Raw genomic sequence first — 24,705 nt, 5'->3', positions numbered from 1 at the left:
GCCTAGTTGCGATAATCCAGAGGGGGATCACGGTCTCCGAGCAGCGATTTATACTGGTAGTCGGGCCCCCGGGATTTATCAAACTCCTCCCGGGCTTCCGCACGAAGCTGTGGATTGGTAAAAAGTTCAATGGCCGCGAGGGCGAGCGTCTTGGCGGCCACCTGTGTGCCTTTGAATCCGATAGACATTCCGCTCGCTGCAGAGGATTGCCAGCTGTGTGCAGACGTTCCCGGGACCCATGTTGCCGTGCGCAATCCCACGGTCGGCGTTGCATAGGACACATCACCAACATCGGTGGACCCGAAACCGAGCGATTTACTATAAGGCTGTATCTCTGCCTGACTGCCAAGTTCGTGGGATGGCTTGTCAAAGCTGGCATATATGGTTTTTGCAAATTCTTTTTCTGCGGGCGTATATTCGACACCGCCCACCTGACGCAATTTCGCGTCCATCATTCTCGCGAGCGTTTCATTGACGAGCAGCGGGTTGTTGCCGTGGATGATCTCCCAGTCCACTTTGGTTCCAGTGCCCAGCGCGGCTCCGCGGGCGGCATCTTCCAGTCTTGTCCAGATGGCGTCGACACCGTCGGGATCGGGGTGACGGACATAATAAAAAACTTCGGCAAAATCGGGCACAACATTGGGAGCCGTACCGCCCTGAGTTATCACATAGTGAATCCGGCTTTCCTGCGGAACATGTTCCCGCATCATGTTGACCATCATATTGAAGGATTCAACACCATCCAGAGCGGAGCGTGCCTTCTCCGGAGCGCCTGCTGCATGGGCGGAAACGCCGCGGAAGCGAAATTTGGCAGACCGGTTAGCAAGAGTTGTCCGCGCAGCGGCCGAATTTTCGTCATCAGCATGCCAGTGTAGCGCGAAATCGACATCGTCGAATAATCCGGCGCGCACCATATAAACCTTGCCGCTGCCCCCTTCTTCGGCGGGCGTGCCATAAAGCCGGACTCGCCCAGCAGTTCCGGTGGAATTCAGCCATTTGCTGACCGCAATGGCAGCTTCGACCGATCCGGCACCGAATAAATTGTGGCCGCAGGCATGGGCCGCGCCTTTTCCGGTTATCGGGGCGCGGGAGGAAACAGCATCCTGGTTAATACCGGGCAATGCGTCATATTCGGCCAAAATCGCAATTACCGGCCCATCATCTCCATATTCTGCCATGAAAGCGGTAGGGATATCTGCGATGCCGGACTTGATGCTGAATCCGTTTGTTTTCAGAGATTGCATCAACAAGGCGCTGGATTTTTGTTCTTGGTAGCCAACCTCGGCCCATTCCCATAACTGACGAGCTGTTTCTGCTGATTTTTCAGAACGCGCATCAATCAGCGCAGATATATCAGACATTGTGTCAGTCTGCTGGGCCTCCACGGTGACGGGAACGGCTGCGAGAGCGAAAATCAGGGCATAGCGGATCATGGGGAACCTCATCTGTTTAACAAACTCGGCAGAGGATGGCACAACAGAGGCGAAACGAGCAAGATACTTCTGCCCTGCATTTTTCTCATCCGATTCTCCGTCAATTGCAAAAATGCAACTCGCAGGTGCAACATTTCATATTGCAACTTAACTGGGGGCGTTCATAGTCCGAGAACAATTTCAGACTCAATGGAGTAAAACCATGCGTAAACTATCCTCCCTCATCCTTGCGGCCACCGCAATGACTCTTGTCGCACCCGTAGCAAATGCTGCCGAAGCCGAGCGTAACGACCGGCTTTATGATGCCAGCGGTGCCAGCGTTGCCAAGGTAAACCGCGTAACCGATTCCGGTGATGTGCTGGTAATCTACAAAGGCAAAGTGCGCCGGATCGAAGCTTCAACGCTTTCAAATAATGAGGGTAAGTTGATGACCACACTTACCAAGACAGAAATCCGCCGCTTGGACTAAGCGCCAATTTCTTTGAATCACGATCGTAACACGTGATGTTGTTAGATAAAAAGCCGGTGCCTGTATCAGGCGCCGGCTTTTTTGTGGCGCTCGGCAACCAACAGGTCATCCGGCCGATTTATGTTCAGGAACAGTTTTTCGTCTGTCCATGTCTCGAGCTCAGCTGCGCATTGGCGGGCGAGCCAATGCAGGGATGGTGATCGCTCCCCGTGATCGTGTTTGTCGCGAACGCTGTTCACGATATCGCAGCGCCAATAGGCAAAGGTTGGATGGATGCGCTGAAGATCCTGCGCCACGGTACAGGTGCCGCTTGCCGTCAGGCGCTCGATCAAGTCTGGGGGTGCGAAAGGGGCATCAACGGGAATTGTTACAAAACCGATTAGCTCCGGGCGGACTTTTCGCAACATTGCGGCGACGGAGAAAATGGCACCAACCGGTCCGTCGGGAGTATCCGGATCATCGAGAATAACCTCGAAGCCGGTTTCATAATCTTTTCGAGCAGAAAGAAATATCCTTTCAGCTTTCGATGAAAATCGGCCGATGATAATATCAATCAGCCTTTGTCCGTCAAAATTGATGGCTGCCTTGTCGGTTCCCATCCGGGTTGATTGTCCGCCGGCGAGGATCACGAGGCAGGCAGACGGATTTTTGGTCATGTCGATGATTCCGGTTTGAAGCGATGCGCTTCAATCTGACCTCAGCTTCCCACTCTGTCCAGCAAATCCCCGATCAAGTCATTCGGCTCTGTCTCCTTTCTCCGTTCTGCTGCTGCAGATTGGGCAAGTTCTGCTTTGAGCGTTCGGTCAAACAGGGATCGACGGGGGCGTTGACCATTGTAATTTGATTTTGCTGATGCCCATTGACGACCACTCTTCTTGGGCTGGCGCTGAGGATAAATGAAGCCATTTACAGGGAATGCAGTGGTTCCGAGCCTGCTAATAGGTCCGTACCAGATCCGGATCAGACTCCAGTCATTGTTTTCAGACACATCTTGCGCCGCAACCCGCCGTTCGATCTGACCGCGCCGTCCGTTGATTGGTGACCAGTTGGCGTGGCTAATCAGGATATTGCGATCATCGATTAATTCGCGAACCACAGCCACATGGCCCAGCCTCATGGAGCCATGACTGGGCAGTGACAAGACGGCACCCTTGGCGGGCTCCACGCCGCGTTGATATTTTCCGGCGGCCTGATCCCACCAGCTATGCGCATCGCCGTAAATTTCGATACCGCTCAGGTCCCTCGCAAACGGCACGCATTGGAGATAGTCATTGGCTCTGACCGGAGTGGGCATGAAAATCGCCTGCAATACCAGCAGGATCGGAACGCTCGCATTCCGAAGCGCAGTAACCGTATTTTTTAGAGCAACCCTGTTCATCCGGTCTGAAATAAATATCGGGCGCAAAATCTACGATAACAACTATCGTGAATCACCTGTAAACCATGAATAATCTTAACCGGATTTTAGCGTGCCGTGACGGCTCCGTCTGAAACTTTGAAATGCCGCGCATCATCAGGAACATCGGTGAACAAGCTTGGCTCTGTACCGGTAAGCCATACTTGGCCCCCGCGTTCCGCCAATTTGCCGAAAAGGGCTGCCCGGCGCTGTGGGTCGAGATGAGCCGCGACTTCATCGAGCAGCAGGATCGGTCGATTGTCGCGCCGATCGGCAATCAAATCTGCCTGTGCCAGGATGATCGAAAACAGCAAAGCCTTCTGTTCTCCGGTTGAACATTTCTCGGCTGCTTGTTGTTTCGCGGCATGGGCAACCATCAGGTCGGCGCGATGTGGGCCACGCAAGGTTCGTCCAGCAGCCTGATCCGCATTTCGATTCTGCTTGAGCATTTGATGAATCTGAGCCTCGCTACGCAACTGACTGTCCTCCAGCCGCAAGACCGGAGTCGCAAATAATTCGCTGTCGGACTGGTCGAAGATTCGGTTCAAAGCCAGAACCATCCGTTGCCGCGCTTCGGCGACCAGTGCACCATATTGAGCCAGTTGGGCATCCAGTCCTTCAAGCCAATTTCTTTCTGCCCGATATTCGTCGGCGAGAAGCCGATTGCGTTCGCGCCGCGCCGCGTCATAGCGGGCACAGTTTCGTGCATGGGCGGGTTCAAGCGCCATGACGAGTCTATCCAGAAAATTTCGTCGGCCCGCTGCCCCTTCCATGAACAAGCGGTCCATCGCGGGGGTTAGCCATAATATGGAAAGCCACTCGGCCAGATCATTGGTGGGGGCATTCGCTTCGTTGATTCGTGTCTTGCGCCTTTCCGGTGCTGCGGAATCAGTGCCTGTCCCGATATTGATATCGCCCAGTCGCGCGGCAACGGCGAAGTTGCCAGGGCCATTTTGACAGGCCATGTCGCCGAGAGATGCACGCCGCAGGCCCCGTCCCGGAGCGAGCAGTGACAGGGCCTCCAATATATTGGTTTTACCGGCACCATTTTCGCCGCTGAATACCATGAATCCCGGCGCTGCCTCCAACCGGAGTTCTGGATAGTTGCGAAAGTTGTGCAGAGTGAGCTGGGACAGGTTCATGGCAGGTCTTTTTAGTAGCTTTCGGGACCTTCAAAGAGAAGTAAATTCGGGTTGAGAAAAATCGATATTCATCTGCTATTCATGATTGCTAAAAAATGGCAAATGGCACCAATAATCGGTTTTTCACAAGATCGCATTTGTTCTTAAATTGTTTTAAGTAGCTGAAAAATATATAAAAATATAAACTGGCACGGACTGTGCAACGGAATGGATATCTTCGCAATGATGCGAAACAGGGTTTAAAATTGAAAGGATATCTAAATGTTCTCGAATGTCTCAAATAGTCTCGCAGCAGCTGTAGCTGCCTTGTTCTCCACCGTAATATTTGTCGGCGCTAGCGTTGGTCCAGCAATTGGCAACGCTTCATCGCTCATCGCCTAACCTCCCATTTACACCACAGAAAGGTCAAGCCATGTCTCACAGTCTTCAAAATTCATTCCTCGCCATATTCGGAGCGATCGTATCAACCGCTCTATTCGTTGGCGCCAGCATTGGACCGTCCATCAACAATCTATCGTCAGCGGTGGTCTGATGGCTAGCAAGAATGAAGATCGCAAACCCCGGTCGAGCAATTGGCCGGAACCCACTAAATCAAGCAAAGAAAGTAATCAGCCGATGAAAAACAAACTGAAACTCGACAAAGCAAATGGCAAGCTCATGGGCGTCTGTTCCGGGCTGGCAAACTGGAGTGGCATGGATGTCAATCTGCTGCGGCTCATCTTCGTTCTTGCAACGATCTTTGGCTTTGGTTCTGCGATCATCATATATCTCGCAATTGGCTTGATTGTCGATTGAATCCGGTGTCGCTATCATCGGTAGATGATATAACATACGGAAAATATGGAATAAAAAGAATAGACCGCTCTGGCAAAGCCGTGTAATTGGCTTTTTGGAAACTCGCATTGTAAATGTCGGAGCGTTAATGTCCGCAGGTCATCATCACAGCCACGGGCATTTCCCCCACAGTCATCATGATCGGCATGGTCCGAATGGCCATATGCCGAGAAATTTCAGCCGTGCCTTTGCGCTGGGCATTGTGCTTAACAGCATTTACATCATTGTTGAGGTGATATTTGGTTTGCTGGCTGGATCGGTGGCGCTTCTGGCGGATGCTGGCCACAATCTGTCGGACGTTCTGGGGCTCGCCGTCGCATGGGCCGGTGCAGAGCTTGCCAAACGGCCCCCGAGCAAACGATTCACCTATGGTCTGGGTGGGTCGTCTATCCTGGCGGCTCTGTTAAACGCGCTATTTCTGCTCGTGGCATGTGGTGCCATCGCCTGGGAAGCAGTTGGACGCTTCCATGCCCCAAGCCCGATCGCGTCCTCCACCGTGGTCATTGTTGCTTCGCTTGGAATCATCATCAATTTTGGAACTGCCATGCTTTTCATTCGCGGGCAGAAAGACGACATCAACATACGCGGTGCTTTTCTGCATATGATGGCCGATGCCGGCGTATCGGCAGGTGTGGTGGTTGGGGGAATAATCATTTATTTTTCTGGCTTATACTGGATTGATCCGTTGATCAGCCTGGCCATTGTCGGCCTGATATTCTGGAGCACCTGGGGACTTTTGTCGGAGGCTGTGCGAATGTCGCTGGCGGGGGTGCCGCCTGGTATTGATGTGGAGAAAGTGCAAGAATATCTCACGTCATTGCCCGGTGTTGAAGCGGTCCATGATCTTCATATCTGGCCGATGAGTACGAGTGAAACGGCAATGACGGCCCATTTGGTTTTACCGGAGGGCCATCCGGGGAAGGGTTTCCTGGCCAAGGTTCAAATAGAAATGAAGGCGCGATTCTCCATTCACCATATCACCATTCAGATTGAGCTTGAAGACGAAGAAGTGGGCGTGTGTCTTACCGATTGCGGCCGGCAGGCTGCGCGCGCGGCAAAGTGAACAGGTGAGCCACGATATCGGGTTGGCCAATTCTGTCCCCCGGACATCTTTCATTGCACGGTCCAAAAATACACTTATGATTGCGAGTTAAACGCGGCGCCTGATCCGCGAGTGGGAGGATATGTGAACGACGAGATTAAACCGAACTGGTTATCGGAAATTGTCCGTCGTTTCTCTGTTTTCATGTTCACCATCAATGGATGGTCGGCCAGTCAGGAGAATCCGCCGCCGCGGAAGGCGGTCATCATCGCGGCACCGCACACCAGCAACTGGGATTTTCTGTATTTTTTTGGGTTGACGAACAAGCTGGGGATCAAGTCCTACTGGATCGGCAAGGATACTTTATTCAAATGGCCATGGGGCGGTATGATGCGGCGAATGGGCGGCATACCGGTGGACCGTACAAAATCACAAAACATGGTTGATGCAATGGTTGCACAGTTCAGTCAGCGTGATGATTTTCTTCTTACGATCCCGCCAGAAGGCACCCGCGGCAGTGTAAGGCAATGGCGGACAGGATTTTACTATATCGCGCTCAAGGCAAAAGTGCCGTTGATTATCGGTCTGATGGACTATTCGAAAAAAACGGGCGGGCTAGGCCCATCATTCATGCCGTCGGGGGACTATAAAGCCGATATGCAGAAGGTGAGCGATTTTTATCGCAGCGTAACTCCTAAATTTCCTGAAAAGGCTATGCGCGATATCGTTTCCACGGATCCGGGACCGCCAGACATTAATCAGACGGGAGGAAATGCCGGATGACTCTGTTATCAGCCTTGGGCCTCAATTTTGGCTTGCTGGTGGCGGTGATGATCATCTTGTGGTTGATTTCCATTCGCATTCGCGACGTGTCCTTTATCGACGCCTTTTGGGCCTATGGCATGGCAATAATGGCCAGTGCGGCCTTCATGCAAAACGACCATCCGGGATATTTGGCGTACATGATCTGGGCGCTGACCGCGCTCTGGGGAATCCGGCTGGGAACGCATCTGTTCCTGCGCTGGCGCAAGGACGGGATGGACCCTCGCTACAAGAAGATTCTCGGCAAAGCGATGGACCAGCAGGGGATGAGCTTTGCCAAGGCGGCGCTATTGAAGGCATGGATAGTGCAAATCCCGTTGCTGTTCCTCGTCTGTTTGCCGGCACAGCTGGGCATATTGCTGTCCGGGGCTAGTTCGGGTGGTCTCCTTACCGTGCTGGGAGCAGCTATCGCGCTGACCGGCATCGCCTTTGAAACCATTGGCGATATGCAGCTCAAAGCATTCCGGAACAACCCGGCCAACAAAGGAAAAGTTCTTGATACGGGCCTGTGGAAATATACCCGGCATCCCAATTATTTTGGAGATTTTTGTGCGTGGTGGGGCATATGGCTGGTGGCTGCACAGACTGGTTGGCCAGTTTGGATCGCGATAGTCGGACCGTTATTCCTGAGCTTCACGCTGATGAAGTGGAGCGGGGCACCTCTGCTGGAAAAAAGTCTGAAACAAAACCGGCCGGACTATGTTGATTATATCGCCCGCACTTCGGGATTTTTCCCTATGCCACCAAAGAAATGACTATTCCTAAGCGGCTTTTTTGAGAAGCTTGTTTTCGATAATATTGGCAAAAACGTCGGTTTCTTGCGCGCCTGGTACCATGAATTTCTTGTTGAAGATGAAGGCGGGAACGCCGGTGATGAATCGGTCTTGCCATTCCGATTCCGTTGCCCGCACCTCGGCTGCATAGATATCGGAGCCAAGCAGATGACGCGCGCGTTTCTCATCCAGTCCGACAGACGCGGCTATCTCTGCCAAAGTCTGGTGATCGCTGACATTTTCCCCATTGGTGAAATGGGCCTTGAACAGTGCCATTTTAAGAGCCGTTTGCCGGCCGGTCTCGCCCGCCCAGTGGAGCATGCGGTGCGCATCAAATGTGTTCACCATCCGCATATTCTCGTGATAGTTAAATTCAAAATCAAGATCATTACCGGCGCTGCGCAGCCGCTCTCTATTGGCTTTGCTTTGTGCGGGGGTGGCGCCATATTTCTGCGCCATATGCTCGTTGATGTCCTGTCCTTCCGGCGGCATGGATGGGTTTAGTTCAAAGGCATGCCACGCCAATTCGAAACGGGCTTTTCCCTCGAATTGTACCATCGCTTTCTCAAGCTTCTTATATCCGATGATGCACCATGGACAGACGATGTCGGAGACGATGTCGACGGTGATAACGGGTGTCTCGGACATGTATGTTCCTTGGTTGGTATCAGGCCTTTTCAAGGGTGCATTGCAGCGGATGCTCATTCTTGCGGGCGAAATCCATCACCTGGGTAACTTTGGTTTCTGCAACTTCGTAACTGAAAGTGCCGCAGACGCCGACGCCTTTCTGGTGGACATGCAGCATGACGCGGGTCGCTTCGTCGATGTCCATATTGAAGAATCGTTTCAAAACGAGAACGACAAATTCCATCGGCGTGTAGTCATCGTTGAGGATCAGGACCTTGTAGGGGCTGGGCTTCTTGGTCTTGGCCCGGGTCTTGGTTGCGATGCCAAGATTTGTGTCATCATCGTCGCCGGAACCTTTGTCGGCATCATCGCCCATGACCGGTTGATCGATCATGCGGCTTTGTTCGCTATTTTTCGGCAATCGGAAAAGAATCTGCTGGATCATCATGAGCCTCAAGATATGGTATTTTTATCCCTGAGGGCAAGTGGCGGATTGATAGTTTTGACCGCTTTTGTGATTGCCCGTGTCTTTGGAACACAAATGAAAAGGGCCGCTCCAGTGGAACGGCCCGTTCATGGTCACTTGTAAAAGCGGCTTAAGCGGCTTTTTTCAGTTCCTTGCGGATTTCGCTGACGCGATCAGCAATCGGCTGATAGGCTTTGCCAGCGAGTTTCACGACCGCATCGGCGTTGTTCGAAGTCTGGTCCATAACCCGGTCCAGGCCGCTGCGTACATAGTCAGCCTGCTTTTCAAACATGTCCTTCGGCGTTGCAACGCTGAACAAGCCTTGCAGTGCGCGGCTGGCTTCGACAAAGTTTTCGCGGGTGTATTTTACGTTGGTCTGACCGATTTCCTGAGCGCCTTTTGCAGCAATCTTGCCGCTTTCGATCAGGGTTTCGATGTTTTCGCGGTTGAACTCAACCGCATTTTTCGAAAGAGCTACGGCCCGATCAGCAGCTTCCTTGGCGCGAGCCTGTGCGTCGGCAGTCAGCTTTTCAAAGCGCGAACCGATCTTGTCAGCCGTTTTCTTGGCAGTGTTGGCAGCCTTGGTGTTGGCAGCCTTGGTGTTTTTCGCAACGCGCTTCGTGGCGGCGGTTGCGGTCGTTTTGGTGGTAGCCATTTTCTTCGTTCCTTTAGTCTTTTTGTTCAATGTGGATTTGGCAACTGGCTTCGCAGCGACTTTACGTTTTGCTGCGGCCTTCTTTGTTGCCGGCCTGGATGCTGCGGTTTTTTTGACAGCAGGCGTTGCCGCTGTTGCCGGTTTAGCAGCGGGAGCCACCGGCATTTGTTCGGTTTCGGTTTTCTCGGCTACCGCAGTTTTGGAAGCCGGAAGGTCGGAGACATTGGTCGCAGACGCTGCCGCAGCATAAGCCGCCTCGGCAGAGAGCGAATCAGGCTTTTTTGCTGCCGGAGCAGTGGATGGGTCGTTTTTGGTGTCAGACATCATATATCTCACTTCATTTGTTGCAGTGCACAATTAATGGTCGAGGCACTTGATGTCAAGAAAAATGTTGCAGTGCACAATAAGTCGCTTTCTTGAGAATCGATCGGTATCGCATTGCCATGGCGTAGCGCTGGCGAGCAAAATTTGGCGCGACATGCCGCCAGCATCGCGACGATAGAAGCGCGCAATATGTAATTGCTGCATTTGTCGGCTCAGCCAGTCCGCCAACCGTCGCAGATTTGGTATCGGATGACAGAAATGCGGTGGTGCGGCGCAGCTTCTGCTGTAACAAGCGAAATATCTTGTTCGAAAGCCCCCTATGTCTGCCCTGATATCTATCGCGACCGCCGTTCCCGATCACCGGATCACGCAAGCCGAAGTGCTTGCGGTTCTGGCAAAGGCGAGGGGGGCGGAGTTGCCTGCCCGGCTGGAACAAATTCTCGGCAATAGCGGAATAGAGCAGCGCTATCTTGCCTGCGAGGCGGATTACTATCTGGAGCCGCGTAGCTGGGCCAACCGTGCGGCGGTCTATAATCAGGTCGGCACCCGGCTGGCCCACGAGGCCGCGCAGGATGCGCTCGACAAGGCGGCGCTCGCGCCAGCCGATATTGATGCGATCATCCTCATCTCCACCACCGGTACGATGACCCCCTCGATCCCCAGCCGGATGATTGAGGCAATGGGTTTCGGCTCCTCGACCCGGACGATACCGGTATTTGGCTACGGTTGTGCAGGCAGTGTGCTTGGTCTCCGGTTGGCGAATGATCTCGCTGCAGTCGATGGCGGTCAGAACGTCCTGATGATTGCACTCGAATTGTGCAGCCTGTCTTACGACTATAGTCAGTTTGACAAGAAGAACATGATCGCCACTGCCCTTTTTGCTGATGGCTGTGCCGCTGCCGTCGTCAGTGGCAAGGCAGGGCCGATCGATGCTCCGAGCTTTCGCGCGTTCGAACAAAAGACCTGGCCCGACACCTGTGACATGATGGGGTGGGAGGTCGCTGCAACCGGCTTTGATCTCGTTCTCGCTCGCGATATCCCGACCTTTGTGGCCAGGGACTTTGCGCCGGTCTGCGACGCGTTTCTGGCGGAACAGGACCTCGCCAAGTCCGGTCTCTCCGAACCTGCCTGCCATCCCGGTGGCGGCAGGGTGGTGGAAGCACTGGAGGATTATTTCGCGCCGGAACTTGCCGGGATTCCGGCAACCCGGGAGGTTCTCCGTGAGCATGGCAATATGTCGTCGCCGACGGTCCTGTTCATACTTGAACGGCTGCTCAGGCAGAAGCCCGACAAGCCGATTCTGCTCACCGCGCTTGGTCCCGGTTTCACTGCGGCGCTCGGTATTCTCGATCCGGCAGGCGCAGCATGACCGGTGATCTGCCCGTCAATCTTGGCGCCATTTTCACGACCAGTCCGACGCTCGTTACCTGGCTGTTGCTCTATCTCGTTGTCCAGCGGCTGGGCGAGCTGGTCCACGCCAACCGCAACACAAAGCGCCTGCTCGGGCAGGGAGGGAAGGAACATGGCGCCGATCATTATCATTATTTCATCTTTCTTCACAGCAGCTGGATCGCGATTATCGCTTTGCTCGTGAACCCGCAGTACGATATTCTCCCCGTGTTGCTGGCGCTGTTTATCGGCACACAGTTGCTGCGTGTCTGGACGCTCGCCAGCATTGGCCGCTGGTGGACCACCAGAATCATCTCGGCACCCCATTTCGACCGGGTGCGGCGCGGGCCATACAAGTATATCAGCCACCCCAATTATCTTGTCGTTGTGCTCGAGATCGCGATTGTTCCGCTGATGCTCGGCCTGCCATGGGTGGCCCTGGTCTATTCGGTCCTCAATGCGGTCCTGCTGCGCCATCGTATCAGCGTCGAGAATGAGGTGCTCGACGAGCGCGGTTAGTTCGAAGCTTGTCAAACCGGGGATCAAGACGAGATTTTGTCGTGATTTCAGATCATGTCTGAACTGTTGCAGCCGGATCATGGGCCGGGATAAAATAACCACGCCGGGATGGCCCAAAATTTCCAAAGTTTACAGTGTCTAAAAAACCGAAAAACTGCGGCAGACGAGATATGCTTTTGGATTTCACCGAGCCAAAAATCCCGCTCTACAAGCTGTCAAAATATCATTGCCGCTTTTAGTGGTGTGCGTGCCCGTAGGAAAGCGCTTTGGCGCCAGTCCGGCAAGCCACCTTGAGCTTGCCGCACGGCAGGTTATAGGGTGGGAATGCCCCAGGGAGACGATGCTTGTCCAAACTTGCCAAGATCATGATTGCGCTAATTGTCATCCTGCATCTTTATATCGCCTGGTTCGGAATATATGCCTGGCAGACGCAGGGACCCGCCACCTTTCCGGATTTGCCAGCCAATCTCTTCTCACCAACCACCGCGATGGCTGCCAATCAGGGCGTTTATAATCTCTGTCTTGCGGCTGGTCTGGTCTGGTCGCTGTGCATCCGAGATGCCACCTGGCAGCGCAAGGTCGGGACCGCCTTTCTGCTGTTCGTTGCAGCAGCCGGTTTATTGGGCGCTTGGCGCATATCTCGTGATATCGCGCTGGTTCAGGCCGGTCCTGCGGTGATTGCGCTGATGTTGCTATGGTTGCCGACGGGAAAAACACGTCGGCGGTGACCTTTGTCCATCGCTCTTCATCCCGAAATCGCTTTGGGGATGACAGGCGATGCTTATTTATGGCCCGGATTTGGGTGCGCGCTGAACTATCGCTGCATCAGGCAATTTTGCGAAATGGCGGGGTCGCGAATTTGCCGACGCTGTTTCTTGTCGTTTCGCCTGCGCGCTTCATCTTATACAGGGCGCTGTCAGCCGCTTTGAGCAATTGCTCTGCACCATGACCGTCGCAGGCCTGAACAGCAATCCCGACACTGGCCGATGGTGTTAGAATATGGCCATTGATGTTTGCTGGTCTGGCAAAGCCGGTAAGATAGGCTGTTGCCCTCGCCGATGCCTGCTCCTGTTCGGTAACATCCGGCATGAAGATCAAAAATTCATCCCCGCCCAAACGCCCGACAATTTCTTTTGCGGCACTGCTTTGGTTTAGTCTGCTGGCAACTTCGACCAACAGCTCGTCGCCGATATCATGACCCAAATTGTCGTTCACTTGCTTGAACTGGTTCAGGTCAATCAGGGCAATGGCAAAACCGTTGCCTTCGTTCGCGAAAGACTGCTCGGCCAGATGAAGGTGACTCATCATGGCGCGACGATTAGCCAGTCCTGTTAACGGATCACTATGGGCCTGTTTCCATATGGTATGACGCATGATCAGGCCAGATATGATCTGGTTATAACTGTCGATGATGAACCGGATCATCAGCAGCGCGATTGTGATCATGCTCCATCCCATGATCATATCATCAAAATCGCCAACCAATATCATCGCCACGGCAGAGGGAAGGACTCCGACAAATAAAACGGTGACGGCTGCCTTTCTTATGCAGGCCAAACAATGGGCGATACAAGTCGATCCGAATACCAGCGACATAGGAATGAACATCTGATTGGCAAACATGTCGGTTGAAATTGCAAATACCGACCAGACGCTGAGAAATGTAATGATGCCGACCGAAATGACGGAGAGGCTTCTGAGTATCTTTTGCGGGTTAACATCTGGATCCCGGTCGTTTGGAAAGCGCATCCACATAATCATCCGCGCTACGCAGGCAATCGCGAAAACCCCCATCCAGGCGTAGTAAATTATTTCAACCCCTTCGTGGGCTGACAAGATCATCACCGCGACCAGATTGAAAATGGCGACCAGATAGATCATTGGCACATGAGTCAGCGCCCGTCGCAATTGCATTGCCTCTACCGATGGCTGGATCTCTTCGGGTATATCAGGCGACCGCCATGGCGCTTGCCAGGATGCTTGCCAATTTTCTTCGAATTGTGACGCGAGAACCATGAATTTGGTCGACCCTGTAATAGCTGGTGGAATTGCGATGGTTCTGCCTAGGGAGCGGTTGTAAAAATAGGCTTAACAAAATATTTCCAGCGCAGATTTGGCGCGATCAGAAGATCACAGGCACCTGGGTTGGTAGACGGTCTGGTCCGGGGCTATCATGATATTTGTTTTTGTCCTCGGCAGCGGAGCATCGACCGACGCAAAACGGCCTGCCATCCCGAAGGAGGCAGGCCGTTGGTTGCTCTGGATGGATATCGGGCGGCGGAGGTAAAAAGCCTTCAGCGCCCTCGCTGATATCGTCTAGAATTTGGCGCTGGCCTGAATGCCGTAAAAGCGCGGTTCGGCCGGTATGAAGGTCGGGATACCAAAGGCACCGCCGGTGTTGCCCGCGTCCAGCAGATATTTCTTGTTGGTCAGATTGCGCGCGAACCCGGCAATCTCGAACCGTTCGTCGGCAAAGGAAATGCCGGCGCGCAGATTGACCAGGGTTACCGCTGCCTGACTGGTCAGGATATTATTCGGGGCTTCGAAATATACCCGGCTGCGATGGGTGACCGATGGCGTGGCGAATATGCGGGTGCTGTCGTTGACCGGATAATCCACCGTGAATCCGCCCGCTGCCTGCACTTCCGGCTGGAGACGAAAGCGCGAACCGGCGAGATTGCCGTTGCCGGGCTTGTCGTCAATACCGCCATCAATATAGCCGATATTGGCGAACAGGTTCAACCAGTCCGCCGCGCGTATATTGACTTCGGCCTCAACCCCGAAATTGGTCGCGCTGCCGGCGCTGAGGGTCGTCGTCGTGCCCGGATTGGCCGGGTCATTGATCGTGACCTGAAAATTATCATAGGCTTGGTAATAGACGCCCAGCGAACCGGATACCGGGCCAACCGCCCCTTTCAGGCCGACCTCGTAATTCCATACAATTTCCGGTGCGATATCAGTGAAATTTCCGACTGGTCCGGTCGGAGTGCTGGTTGCACCGGCGTTCACAGTGGCCGAGCGACGCCCCTTGGAGACCGTGGCAAAGCCGTTAATTTCGTCGGAGAAGCGGTAGAGGATGTTGAAACGCGGCAAGACGGCCGAAAAACTGTCCTCGGTGCGGAATGTTTGCCCAGCCGTGTCGGTGATCGGAAAGGGCGGGGCACCGGTAAAGAAGGAACCCGGCGCGGTCGCGCGGTAGCCCGAGCGGCGCTTTTCGATCAGCACGCGGACACCGGCGGTCAGCTCGAGGCTGGGGGTCGGTATCCATGTGCCGTCGGCGAAGACCGAATAGCTGTCATTCTTGCCGAGATTTTCAAACACCGCCTGATAGGGGACGGTGCCGACCGCACCGCCCGTCAGCGCCTTGATTGCATCGCCAGCGGGTACGCCGTTGCTATCGACGCAAGGCACGCCCGGCACAACGATTCCGGCGAGACACTGGAAATAGGTGACTTCGTCGGTGGAGAACGGCACTCGCTGGTTGCTGTCCTCGCGGAACAGGTTCCAGCCAAAGCTCCCCCGGAATGTATCGCTATTATAGGCAAAGCGGGTTTCGTGGCTGCCTTGCTCGCCATTGGCGTCCTCGGCAAATTCCAGGAAGAAAGCGGCTGAGCCATCGGCGTCGAACACTTCGTTGCTGTTAAACTTGCGATAACCGTTGACCGTTGTGATCGTCCAGTCATCGGCAATGTCCCAGCTCATCGTCAGATTGGCGTCATAAACATCGCGGGTCAGGCCGAGATCGGCATCTCCGAGGACAGCGGCAGAGAAAGGCGAGCCGCGCATGTCGGCGACGCCAAACGGATCGGCCGGTCCGGCGCTGGTCGGCAGCGTGCCGGAGATAAACGGCGTGCCCGAATTGCGCTGGCGATCATAGGTCAGAATCAGGTCGGCGGTGAAATCGCTGCTCGGCGTGAAGCGAAAGGATGCGCGCGCACCCAGCTGATCCTGTGCATAGAGGTCATCCTGGTTTGGGGCCAGATTGGTGACATAGCCGTCCCGCTTTTTATAGGCACCGGCGAGCCGCACCGCGACGGTATCATTCCCGGCGTTGAGATGGCCGCTCAGCGTATAGGCGTCAAAATTGCCGTAGCTGGCGGAAATTTCGCCGGACAGGCCGGGTTCCGGCCGAGCAGAAATGATGCTGATGGCGCCGACCGCAGAGGCAGTGCCGAACAAAGTCGCCTGCGGGCCCTTGATCACCTCGACCCGGTCGATGTCATAGAGGTCCTGATAGGAACCGCGCGAGCGCGAAATGTCGACACCGTTATAATAGAGCGTCACGCGCGCCGCCTGCTGCGCCGATCCGCTGTCCGAGGTGATGCCGCGAATGACAACACCGGGATTGTTGGCGCTCTGCTCCTGAATATTCAGGCCGGGGACATAGTTGGACAGCTCGTCAAGATCCGAAACGCCGAGCTGCTTCATCCGCTCGCCGCTATTGGCCGAGATGGTGATCGGCACGTCGGTCGATTTCTGCTCGATCTTCTGCGCGGTGACGATGATGACATTGTCATCGGTCTCTTCGGCGGCGTCATCGGTACCGGCCTGGGCAGCGGCCGGAGCCGTTCCGGCTATAAACAGAGCGGAAGCGAGCGCCACAAGCGAGGTGCGGGAGAGGGCGGCGGGAGAGAGTTTCAACATGGAAGGAATCAGCCTTTATTATGTGCGACACTGGAATGGATGGTGCAGTGCAGCAAAGTTGTGACGGGCTGACGGGTATTGGATGACATTTCGGATAATATTGTGCGACACTCTTGTGACGGCTGGCATTGCGGAGGGTGCTGCAGCTCCTCGTCATCCCGAACTCGTTTCAGAATCCCTCCAGAGAGCGCACCGATGCTCGAGATTCCGAGCCGGAAGCCACCGAAGGTAAGCCGGTTCAGACTGACGATACGGTTGGGGTGACGGGCACGAAAAGCAACCTTTTCGGCTCCAATGCGTTAAATATTTGAACAACCAAAAGGAATGTCCATTGAGCATGCTAAGCTTTCCAGAAGATACATTTGTCGTCATTGCCACGGGCGAGGAGGCCAAGACCTTTCGCGTAAAGGGCGGTTCACTCGAACATGACGGCGACTGGACCCCCGGCCATCTGGCCGACGACGGCCCCTCGGGTAAATCGCCGCCCGAGCAGTCGGCAAAAGACAGCATGGAAGCGACCTTCTCCAAGCAAATCGCCGAGCGCCTGTATGACCAGTCGCACCAAGGCGGTTTCGAGCGGCTGATCCTGGTGGCCGATCCGGGTACGCTGGGCGAGATACGCCCGCTGCTGCACCAGGAGGTGAGCGACAAGATCGTGCTGGAACAGGCGAAAACGCTGATCAACTCGCCGGTTGGGGATATCGAGAAGTCGATTTGTCATTAGAGCGGGTTTGCCCGGATGGCGGCATTTATGGTGCGGTCCGGCGCGCGCGGATTGCAGATATTCAAAAAGAGGCACCGGTGTTTTTCCCCCGGCGCTTTGCGTGGAGGGGGATGGGGTAGCAGAGCCTGGAATCACGTGAAGCGCTCTCTGCAGGGATATCGGGTTGAACGGCACCAGGCTGCCGCGCGCCATATTCCTTGTCATCGCGTCAATCGAAGCGGTTCCCGTTTGCCCCCGGCTATGTCAGAGACTCTGTTCCCGGGGCGCTCTAATTGGGGATTTTTCATGAAAAACTTCTGGCGATCCTGTCTTGTGGCCACGGTTCTAGCGCTTGCTTCAGCCGGACCTGCCCATGCGGCGATGTCGAGGGACGCGGGATCGGACGCTGACTGTACCATCTCGCTCATGATGCTGACGGAACAGGCGGAAGCCTCCGACAAAGATGCCATTGCGACCATGGCGCTATATTATTTCGGGCGACTGGGCGGAGAAGGGCAGGCGAATGCGACCTATTTGAGTTCACGAATGGATCGCTTCGCTGCCGAGCCGGAATTTTATCTGGCGAAATCCCAGCAATGCACGACCGACTTTGAAGCCGAGACGCTGATCCTGGAACAGCTGGAAACATGGTTGACGAACTGACGGGTCGAGCTGTCGGCGCCAGTTTGGAAGCTTGGCAGTCATGCGTTTGCAGCGCTTGGGGGCTGCTGCGCACATCCATTCGATCCGTAACCCTTGACCCAAACCCGAATCCCGTCTAAGGGCCGCGCTTCCGCTGCATCGGGCTCTGCTCGACGCCGCAGAAAACTTACATAGGCAAAACACTTATGGCGCTTTGGCCATGAGAGTAACCCTAGTTTATCTAGATCCAATAAGGTGAAGACTTTATGCCAACGATTAACCAGCTCGTCCGTAAAGGGCGGGTGCCCCAGAAGACGAAGTCCAAGGTGCCAGCCATGGAAGCTAACCCACAGAAGCGTGGCGTTTGCACCCGTGTCTATACAACGACTCCGAAGAAACCAAACTCCGCTCTGCGTAAAGTTGCCAAGGTTCGCCTGACCAACCAGCGCGAGGTCATCAGCTATATTCCCGGTGAAGGCCACAACCTTCAGGAGCATAGTGTTGTCCTGATCCGCGGCGGCCGTGTGCGCGACCTTCCCGGTGTGCGTTACCACGTTCTGCGCGGCGTTCTCGACACCCAGGGTGTCAAGGACCGCAAGCAGAGCCGTTCGAAATATGGCGCCAAGCGTCCTAAATAATTCAGTTTCGGAGTTATAAGATATGTCACGTCGTCGTCGTCCCGAAAAACGGGTCATTTTGCCCGATCCGAAATTCAAGGATCTGGTGCTTTCGAAATTCATGAACAACCTGATGATGGATGGAAAAAAATCCACCGCAGAACGGATTGTTTATGGTGCATTTGACAGCGTTGAAGCCAAAGCGAAAAAAGATCCGCTTCAACTGTTTCATGATGCATTGAACAACATCAAGCCGGGCATCGAAGTGCGCAGCCGCCGTGTCGGTGGTGCGACCTATCAGGTTCCCGTCGAAGTGCGTCCCGAACGTGCGCAGGCTCTGGCGATCCGCTGGATGATTGCCGCCGCTCGCGGTCGCAGCGAAACCACAATGGCAGCGCGTCTGTCGGGTGAAATTCTTGACGCTTCCAACAATCGCGGCAACGCGGTGAAGAAGCGGGAAGATGCGCACAAGATGGCTGAAGCCAACCGCGCCTTCGCTCACTACCGCTGGTAGGTAAATATTATTGGCCGTAGCGGTGACCTGCCGGGTCGCCGCTACGGTGAAATAACTGATAGATTAGACCATCACAGGGCTGGCATTGTTCAGCCCATTTCACTATAGGGCGGCCAGAATTTGGTTCCCCACATACTGGAGTAAAGACTATGGCACGCAGCCATCCGCTCGAACGATATCGCAATATCGGCATTATGGCCCATATTGACGCTGGTAAAACAACGACCACCGAACGTATTCTTTATTATACGGGCAAGTCCTACAAGATCGGCGAAGTGCATGATGGCGCGGCGACGATGGACTGGATGGAGCAAGAGCAGGAGCGTGGTATTACCATTACCTCTGCTGCGACCACCTGTTTCTGGAATGCTGAAGACCGCAAGGGCCCTGAGCACCGGATCAATATCATCGACACCCCGGGCCACGTTGACTTCACCATTGAAGTCGAGCGGAGCTTGCGTGTGCTCGATGGCGCGGTTGCCTGTTTTGATGGCGTAGCCGGCGTTGAGCCACAGTCTGAAACCGTATGGCGTCAGGCAGACAAATATAAAGTGCCGCGGATGTGCTTCATCAACAAGCTCGACCGCACCGGCGCCAACTTCAAATTCTGTGTCGATTCGATCGTGGAGCGTCTCGGCGCTACGCCTGCCGTTCTTTATCTTCCTATCGGTATCGAAGCTGATCTGGTCGGTCTGGTTGACCTCGTCAATCAGCGTTCGATTACCTGGAAGAACGAAGATCTCGGCGCTGAATATACTTATGGTGAAATTCCTGCGGATATGGCTGACGAAGCGGCTGAATATCGCGAAAAGCTGATCGAGCTTGCTGTCGAGCAGGACGATGATGTCATGGAGCAATATCTCGAAGGCAACGAGCCTGATGTTGCAACGCTCAAGAAGCTGATCCGCAAGGGCACGCTGAACCAGAGCTTCGTTCCCGTGCTTTGCGGCTCGGCGTTCAAGAACAAGGGTGTTCAGCCTTTGCTCGACGCGGTTGTCGACTATATGCCAAGCCCGCTCGACGTTCCTGCCATTAAGGGCGTGAAGCTGGACGGCGAAACCGAAGACACGCGGCCATCGTCCGATGATGAGCCATTTGCCGCGCTCGCGTTCAAGGTCATGAACGATCCATTCGTGGGTACGCTGACCTTCTGCCGAATCTATTCCGGCAAGCTGGAAAAGGGCACGTTGCTGAACTCGGTCAAGGACAAGAAGGAAAAAGTCGGCCGTATCCTCGAAATGCACTCCAATGACCGCAAGGACATTGAAGAGGCGTTCGCGGGCGACATTGTTGCTCTGGCGGGTATGAAGACGACGACTACCGGCGATACGCTGTGTGACGCGGCTCATCCCATCATCCTCGAGCGCATGGAATTCCCCGAGCCGGTGATCGAGCTTTCGGTGGAACCAAAGACCAAGGCTGACCAGGAGAAAATGGGCGTCGCCCTGAACCGCCTGGCTGCTGAAGATCCATCCTTCCGGGTGACGACTGACCACGAATCGGGCCAGACGATCATCAAGGGCATGGGCGAGCTGCACCTCGACATTCTTGTCGATCGCATGCGGCGCGAATTCAAGGTCGAGGCCAATGTCGGTGCGCCGCAGGTGGCTTATCGAGAATCGCTCGGCAAGGCTGTCGATATTGATTATACGCATAAGAAACAGTCTGGCGGTTCCGGTCAGTTTGCGCGTATCAAGTTTGAAGTCACTCCCGGCGAACGTGGTTCCGGCATCACCTTTGAAGATGAAATCAAGGGCGGTAATATTCCGAAAGAATATATCCCTTCGGTTGAAAAGGGCATGCGCGAAACCGCTGATACCGGCTCCCTGATTGGCTTCCCGATCATCGACTTCAACATCCGTGTCTATGACGGTGCCTATCATGATGTTGACAGTTCGGCGCTGGCCTTTGAAATCGCGGCGCGTGCAGCAATGCGCGAAGCCGCACAGAAATCCGGCATCAAGCTGCTTGAACCGATCATGAAGGTTGAAGTTATTACCCCGGAAGAATATCTGGGTGACGTGATCGGCGATCTTAACTCCCGCCGTGGTCAGATCCAGGGTACGGATACGCGCGGTATCGCTCAGGCTGTAGACGCCATGGTGCCGCTGGCCAACATGTTCGGTTATGTGAACGAGCTGCGTTCCTTCAGTCAGGGACGTGCGCAATATTCGATGCAATTCTCTCACTATGAGGAAGTGCCGAGTAACGTGGCCGAAGAGATCAAGGAGAAAATGGCCTAACCGCCACTCCTTTTCGAGGTAACGCGCTTTCCTTTTGCGCAGGTCCGGCGGGAAATCCGTCAGACCGGCAAAAGGGTGTTGACAGAATTAGAGAGTCTCGCCAAAGCGCGGCGCAGACTATCAAGACGATAGAAAATCAGAGGTAATATAAAATGGCTAAAGAGAAGTTTGAGCGCAACAAGCCGCACTGCAACATTGGCACCATCGGTCACGTTGACCATGGCAAGACGACGTTGACTGCGGCGATCACCAAGGTTCTTGCTGAATCAACTGGCGGTACCGCTGTTGACTTCGCAAACATCGACAAGGCTCCTGAAGAGCGTGAGCGCGGCATCACCATTTCGACGGCACACGTTGAATATGAAACCGAAGCTCGCCACTATGCACACGTCGATTGCCCAGGCCACGCTGACTATGTGAAGAACATGATCACCGGCGCTGCGCAGATGGATGGTGCTATCCTCGTGGTTAACGCTGCCGACGGTCCAATGCCACAGACCCGTGAGCACATCCTGCTTGCCCGTCAGGTTGGTGTTCCTGCTCTGGTTGTGTTCATGAACAAGGTTGATCAGGTTGACGACGAAGAGTTGCTCGAGCTGGTTGAAATGGAAATCCGCGAACTTCTGTCTTCTTATGATTTTGACGGCGACAATATTCCAATCGTTGCGGGTTCTGCTCTCGCTGCGCTTGAAGGCCGTGACGACGAAATCGGCAAGAACAAGATTCTTGAACTGATGAAAGCGGTTGATGAATATATTCCTCAGCCAGAACGTCCGGTTGACCAGCCGTTCCTGATGCCAATCGAGGACGTGTTCTCGATTTCCGGTCGTGGTACGGTTGTTACCGGCCGTGTTGAAACCGGCATCGTGAATGTTGGTGACGAAGTTGAAATCGTCGGTATCAAGGATACCACGAAGACCACCGTTACCGGTGTGGAAATGTTCCGCAAGTTGCTCGACTCCGGTCAGGCTGGCGACAACATCGGCGCGTTGATCCGCGGCATCGACCGTGAGTCGGTTGAGCGTGGCCAGGTTCTCTGCAAGCCCGGTTCGATCACTCCGCACACCGAATTCTCGGCTGAAGTTTATGTGTTGTCGAAAGACGAAGGTGGCCGTCATACGCCATTCTTTGCCAACTATCGGCCACAGTTCTACTTCCGTACGACTGACGTAACCGGCGAAGTGATCCTTCCAGAAGGCACTGAAATGGTTATGCCTGGTGACAACGTGACAATCGGCGTCAAGCTGATTGCTCCAATCGCCATGGATCCCGGCTTGCGCTTCGCTATTCGCGAAGGTGGACGCACCGTTGGATCAGGGGTTGTCAGCAACGTAACAAAGTAATATAGAAACGCCTCGCTGCCCGGATCGGTGATTCGGGCAGCCAGTATTCTCGCCGCTCCGGCCTTTTTCGTTAGAAAATCGGGGCGGTTTATTTTTGGCTCTTTGACATTGGTAACAGGTACATGGAAACGCAGAATATTCGCATTCGCTTGAAGGCATTTGACCATCGGGTTTTAGATCAAGCAACTGGTGATATCGCTGAAACTGCACGCCGCACTGGCGCGCTCATCCGTGGTCCTATTCCAATGCCAACGCGCATCGAAAAATTCACCGTTAACCGCGGACCTCACGTGGACAAGAAGTCCCGCGAGCAGTTCGAGGTTCGGACCTACAAAAGGTTGCTCGATATCGTGCAGCCTACGCCGCAGACTGTTGATGCTTTGATGAAGCTCGACCTTGCTGCCGGTGTCAATGTCGAGATCAAGCTGGCCTGAGCCATTTGATCGAAGGTTTCTGTTTTTTGCAGAAATCCAGACGAACAAGGGATACCGCCGGTTTTTACCGGGCAGCGTCCCCCGTCTCGTTCCGGAGTTTTCGGAACAATTACAGCCCGGACGGGGTGATGCATTACAATTTGGGTTGGCACGCCGGGCGAAATGGTTCGTTCGGCCTCTGTGAAGGAGATTGGTCGTGCGTACAGGCGTGATCGCGAAGAAAATGGGGATGACCCGCTTGTTTCAGGAAGACGGTCGGCATGTGCCGGTTACCGTTCTTTCGCTGGAAGAATGTCAGGTTGTTGGGGCCCGGAATCAAGAACGTGACGGCTATTTTGCTGTTCAGCTTGGTGCAGGTGCCCGCAAAGCGAAAAATGTGAACAAACCGCAGCGTGAAGCTTTTGCCAAGGCAGAAGTTGAGCCAAAGGCGCGGGTTGCCGAATTCCGGGTTGATAGCGAAGATGCTTTGCTCCCGATCGGTGCGACCGTAACCGCTGATCACTTCATTGCTGGCCAGATGGTCGATATCCAGGGCGTGACCCAGGGTAAGGGCTTTGCCGGTGCGATGAAGCGTTGGGGTTTCGGTGGTATGCGTGCAACGCACGGCGTATCCATCTCTCACCGTGCGCATGGTTCGACTGGTCAAAACCAGGATCCGGGCAAGGTGTTCAAAGGCAAGAAGATGGCCGGCCATATGGGCGCGCGCAATCGCACCCAGCAAAATCTGGAAATCGTTCGTACAGACGCCGCTCGCGGCTTGATCTTTGTCCGCGGTAGCGTTCCTGGTTCAAAAGGCGGTTGGTTGCTGGTTAAGGATGCCGTGAAAGTCGCTCTTCCTGAAGGAGTTCCATTCCCTGGTGCCATGCGCCGCAATGCCGATGAAACGGCAACGGAAGATGCGCCAGCGGGAATGATTGAAGCGAATGCTGAAATCGAAGCGCCTGTTGCTGAGGCTCCTGCAGAAACGCCGGCTGAAGAGAAATCTGATGCTGCAGATGACGCAGGGAAGGAGGGCTAAGCCATGAAATTGAAAGTGATAACCCTCGACGCCAAAGCCAAGGGCGACATCGAATTGAACGATGACGTGTTCGGCCTGGAGGCGCGTGCAGATATTCTTCACCGTGTCGTCAATTGGCAGCGTGAAAAAGCGCGCGGAACGGCTCGTCCGACTCGTGAGCGTTCAGATATTGCTCGCACCGGCAAGAAGTTCGGTAACCAGAAGGGTGGTGGTACCGCTCGTCATGGTGACCGTCGTGCTCCTATTTTCATTGGTGGTGGTAAAGCCCACGGTGCCCGCAAGCGCGACTTCAACCCATCGCTGAACAAGAAGGTTCGTGCATTGGGTCTGAAAATGGCTCTGAGCGACAAGGCTAAGAACGACAATTTGATCGTGCTCGAGAATATTGAACTGAAGGATGCCAAAACAAAGGCGCTTCTGGCCAATATCGCGAAGCTCGGTTTTGGCAAGTCGGCGCTGATCATGGACGGAGATGCGGTGAATGAAGCTTTTGCGAAAGCTTCGAACAACATCCCGCGCGTCAATGTGATGCCAGCTGCTGGTGCCAATGTTTATGACATTTTGAACCATGAAACCCTGGTGCTGACGCGCGCAGCGGTAGAAAAGCTGGAGGCGCGCTTCAATGGCTAAAAAAGAAGCTGTCGATATTCGTCATT

The 24,705-nt window shown here is 54.4% G+C and carries 27 protein-coding genes; 18 read left to right on the top strand and 9 right to left on the bottom strand.

Annotated features, from left to right (window positions below):
* Positions 1-2 precede the first annotated feature (2 nt).
* On the bottom strand, positions 3-1,433 hold the full coding sequence (locus ACN0WX_RS14825) for an amidohydrolase (protein WP_417623117.1): 1,431 nt from the start codon (positions 1,431-1,433) through the stop codon (positions 3-5).
* A 202-nt stretch (positions 1,434-1,635) separates the two neighbouring features.
* Between ACN0WX_RS14825 and ACN0WX_RS14820 the strand changes: the two genes are divergently transcribed.
* Positions 1,636-1,902, top strand: a complete 267-nt coding sequence (locus tag ACN0WX_RS14820; protein ID WP_417623116.1) for a hypothetical protein — start codon at positions 1,636-1,638, stop codon at positions 1,900-1,902.
* A gap of 65 nt (positions 1,903-1,967) precedes the next feature.
* Here ACN0WX_RS14820 and mobA read toward each other — a convergent pair whose 3' ends face one another.
* The 3 genes from mobA to recF all read right to left on the bottom strand — a co-directional run bounded on the left by mobA (position 1,968) and on the right by recF (position 4,440).
* Positions 1,968-2,558, bottom strand: a complete 591-nt coding sequence (gene mobA / locus ACN0WX_RS14815; RefSeq protein WP_417623115.1) for a molybdenum cofactor guanylyltransferase — start codon at positions 2,556-2,558, stop codon at positions 1,968-1,970.
* A 41-nt stretch (positions 2,559-2,599) separates the two neighbouring features.
* Entirely contained in the window at positions 2,600-3,196 is a 597-nt protein-coding gene (locus tag ACN0WX_RS14810; RefSeq protein WP_417623114.1) for a CHAP domain-containing protein, read from the bottom strand.
* 170 nt (positions 3,197-3,366) lie between these two features.
* Complete coding sequence (gene recF, locus ACN0WX_RS14805) at positions 3,367-4,440, bottom strand: DNA replication/repair protein RecF (protein WP_417623113.1); 1,074 nt, start codon at positions 4,438-4,440, stop codon at positions 3,367-3,369.
* Positions 4,441-5,055: 615 nt separating this feature from the next.
* On the opposite strand from recF, the gene ACN0WX_RS14800 reads away from it, so the two are divergent.
* The 4 genes from ACN0WX_RS14800 to ACN0WX_RS14785 all read left to right on the top strand — a co-directional run bounded on the left by ACN0WX_RS14800 (position 5,056) and on the right by ACN0WX_RS14785 (position 7,893).
* Positions 5,056-5,235 carry a PspC domain-containing protein gene (locus ACN0WX_RS14800; RefSeq protein WP_417623112.1) on the top strand — a complete coding sequence of 60 codons (180 nt, stop codon included), beginning with the start codon at positions 5,056-5,058 and terminating at the stop codon, positions 5,233-5,235.
* 127 nt (positions 5,236-5,362) lie between these two features.
* On the top strand, positions 5,363-6,337 hold the full coding sequence (locus ACN0WX_RS14795) for a cation diffusion facilitator family transporter (RefSeq protein WP_417623111.1): 975 nt from the start codon (positions 5,363-5,365) through the stop codon (positions 6,335-6,337).
* Between the two features lie 123 nt (positions 6,338-6,460).
* On the top strand, positions 6,461-7,099 hold the full coding sequence (locus tag ACN0WX_RS14790) for a lysophospholipid acyltransferase family protein (RefSeq protein ID WP_417623110.1): 639 nt from the start codon (positions 6,461-6,463) through the stop codon (positions 7,097-7,099).
* Positions 7,096-7,893, top strand: a complete 798-nt coding sequence (locus tag ACN0WX_RS14785; RefSeq protein WP_417623109.1) for a DUF1295 domain-containing protein — start codon at positions 7,096-7,098, stop codon at positions 7,891-7,893. Before ACN0WX_RS14790 ends, ACN0WX_RS14785 begins: the two co-directional genes overlap by 4 nt.
* Before the next feature lie 6 nt (positions 7,894-7,899).
* On the opposite strand, the gene ACN0WX_RS14780 is transcribed toward ACN0WX_RS14785, so the two are convergent.
* From ACN0WX_RS14780 to ACN0WX_RS14770, 3 genes are all read right to left on the bottom strand, one after another.
* Entirely contained in the window at positions 7,900-8,559 is a 660-nt protein-coding gene (locus tag ACN0WX_RS14780; RefSeq protein ID WP_417623108.1) for a DsbA family oxidoreductase, read from the bottom strand.
* Positions 8,560-8,578: 19 nt separating this feature from the next.
* Positions 8,579-8,914 (bottom strand): ATP-dependent Clp protease adapter ClpS, encoded by a 336-nt coding sequence (gene clpS, locus ACN0WX_RS14775; protein ID WP_417623144.1) that lies wholly within the window; start codon positions 8,912-8,914, stop codon positions 8,579-8,581.
* Between the two features lie 220 nt (positions 8,915-9,134).
* Positions 9,135-9,659 (bottom strand): phasin family protein, encoded by a 525-nt coding sequence (locus ACN0WX_RS14770; RefSeq protein WP_417623107.1) that lies wholly within the window; start codon positions 9,657-9,659, stop codon positions 9,135-9,137.
* On the opposite strand from ACN0WX_RS14770, the gene ACN0WX_RS14765 reads away from it, so the two are divergent.
* The 4 genes from ACN0WX_RS14765 (at position 9,646) to ACN0WX_RS14750 (ending at position 12,619) form a co-directional block, all read left to right on the top strand.
* Positions 9,646-9,909 (top strand): hypothetical protein, encoded by a 264-nt coding sequence (locus tag ACN0WX_RS14765; protein ID WP_417623106.1) that lies wholly within the window; start codon positions 9,646-9,648, stop codon positions 9,907-9,909. The genes ACN0WX_RS14770 and ACN0WX_RS14765 overlap by 14 nt on opposite strands.
* 393 nt (positions 9,910-10,302) lie before the next feature.
* On the top strand, positions 10,303-11,352 hold the full coding sequence (locus tag ACN0WX_RS14760) for a type III polyketide synthase (RefSeq protein ID WP_417623105.1): 1,050 nt from the start codon (positions 10,303-10,305) through the stop codon (positions 11,350-11,352).
* Positions 11,349-11,891: an isoprenylcysteine carboxyl methyltransferase family protein gene (locus ACN0WX_RS14755; RefSeq protein WP_417623104.1), complete on the top strand. Its 543-nt coding sequence runs from the start codon at positions 11,349-11,351 to the stop codon at positions 11,889-11,891. Before ACN0WX_RS14760 ends, ACN0WX_RS14755 begins: the two co-directional genes overlap by 4 nt.
* Positions 11,892-12,235: 344 nt before the next feature.
* Positions 12,236-12,619, top strand: a complete 384-nt coding sequence (locus tag ACN0WX_RS14750) for a DUF1304 domain-containing protein (RefSeq protein ID WP_417623103.1) — start codon at positions 12,236-12,238, stop codon at positions 12,617-12,619.
* A 97-nt stretch (positions 12,620-12,716) separates the two neighbouring features.
* Here the strand turns inward: ACN0WX_RS14750 and ACN0WX_RS14745 are convergent, their stop codons facing one another.
* The gene (locus ACN0WX_RS14745; RefSeq protein WP_417623102.1) at positions 12,717-13,805 is read right to left on the bottom strand and encodes a diguanylate cyclase domain-containing protein; all 1,089 of its coding nucleotides are present in this window, start codon (positions 13,803-13,805) and stop codon (positions 12,717-12,719) included.
* Between the two features lie 402 nt (positions 13,806-14,207).
* The gene (locus tag ACN0WX_RS14740) at positions 14,208-16,535 is read right to left on the bottom strand and encodes a TonB-dependent receptor (RefSeq protein WP_417623101.1); all 2,328 of its coding nucleotides are present in this window, start codon (positions 16,533-16,535) and stop codon (positions 14,208-14,210) included.
* Positions 16,536-16,872: 337 nt separating this feature from the next.
* Between ACN0WX_RS14740 and ACN0WX_RS14735 the strand changes: the two genes are divergently transcribed.
* The 9 genes from ACN0WX_RS14735 to rplD all read left to right on the top strand — a co-directional run bounded on the left by ACN0WX_RS14735 (position 16,873) and on the right by rplD (position 24,679).
* Entirely contained in the window at positions 16,873-17,259 is a 387-nt protein-coding gene (locus ACN0WX_RS14735) for a host attachment family protein (RefSeq protein WP_417623100.1), read from the top strand.
* Between the two features lie 285 nt (positions 17,260-17,544).
* The gene (locus tag ACN0WX_RS14730; RefSeq protein WP_417623099.1) at positions 17,545-17,901 is read left to right on the top strand and encodes a hypothetical protein; all 357 of its coding nucleotides are present in this window, start codon (positions 17,545-17,547) and stop codon (positions 17,899-17,901) included.
* 245 nt (positions 17,902-18,146) lie between these two features.
* Positions 18,147-18,518, top strand: coding sequence for a 30S ribosomal protein S12 (rpsL, locus tag ACN0WX_RS14725; protein ID WP_067198316.1), 372 nt, complete (start codon positions 18,147-18,149; stop codon positions 18,516-18,518).
* Between the two features lie 22 nt (positions 18,519-18,540).
* A complete protein-coding gene (rpsG, locus tag ACN0WX_RS14720) occupies positions 18,541-19,011 on the top strand; it encodes a 30S ribosomal protein S7 (RefSeq protein ID WP_089132924.1) in 471 nt (156 codons plus the stop codon).
* A 149-nt stretch (positions 19,012-19,160) separates the two neighbouring features.
* Positions 19,161-21,254 carry an elongation factor G gene (fusA, locus tag ACN0WX_RS14715; RefSeq protein WP_417623098.1) on the top strand — a complete coding sequence of 698 codons (2,094 nt, stop codon included), beginning with the start codon at positions 19,161-19,163 and terminating at the stop codon, positions 21,252-21,254.
* 152 nt (positions 21,255-21,406) lie between these two features.
* Entirely contained in the window at positions 21,407-22,597 is a 1,191-nt protein-coding gene (gene tuf / locus ACN0WX_RS14710; protein ID WP_417623097.1) for an elongation factor Tu, read from the top strand.
* Between the two features lie 122 nt (positions 22,598-22,719).
* The gene (gene rpsJ / locus ACN0WX_RS14705; RefSeq protein ID WP_417623096.1) at positions 22,720-23,031 is read left to right on the top strand and encodes a 30S ribosomal protein S10; all 312 of its coding nucleotides are present in this window, start codon (positions 22,720-22,722) and stop codon (positions 23,029-23,031) included.
* A gap of 196 nt (positions 23,032-23,227) precedes the next feature.
* Entirely contained in the window at positions 23,228-24,049 is an 822-nt protein-coding gene (gene rplC, locus ACN0WX_RS14700) for a 50S ribosomal protein L3 (protein ID WP_417623095.1), read from the top strand.
* 3 nt (positions 24,050-24,052) lie between these two features.
* Entirely contained in the window at positions 24,053-24,679 is a 627-nt protein-coding gene (gene rplD / locus ACN0WX_RS14695) for a 50S ribosomal protein L4 (RefSeq protein ID WP_417623094.1), read from the top strand.
* Positions 24,680-24,705 lie beyond the last annotated feature (26 nt).

Source organism: Parasphingorhabdus sp., assembly GCF_048269915.1.
In the GTDB taxonomy this organism is placed as follows: Bacteria; Pseudomonadota; Alphaproteobacteria; order Sphingomonadales; family Sphingomonadaceae; genus Parasphingorhabdus.
Note: the sequence above shows the minus strand (reverse complement) of the source record. Positions and strands in the feature narration are given on the sequence as shown.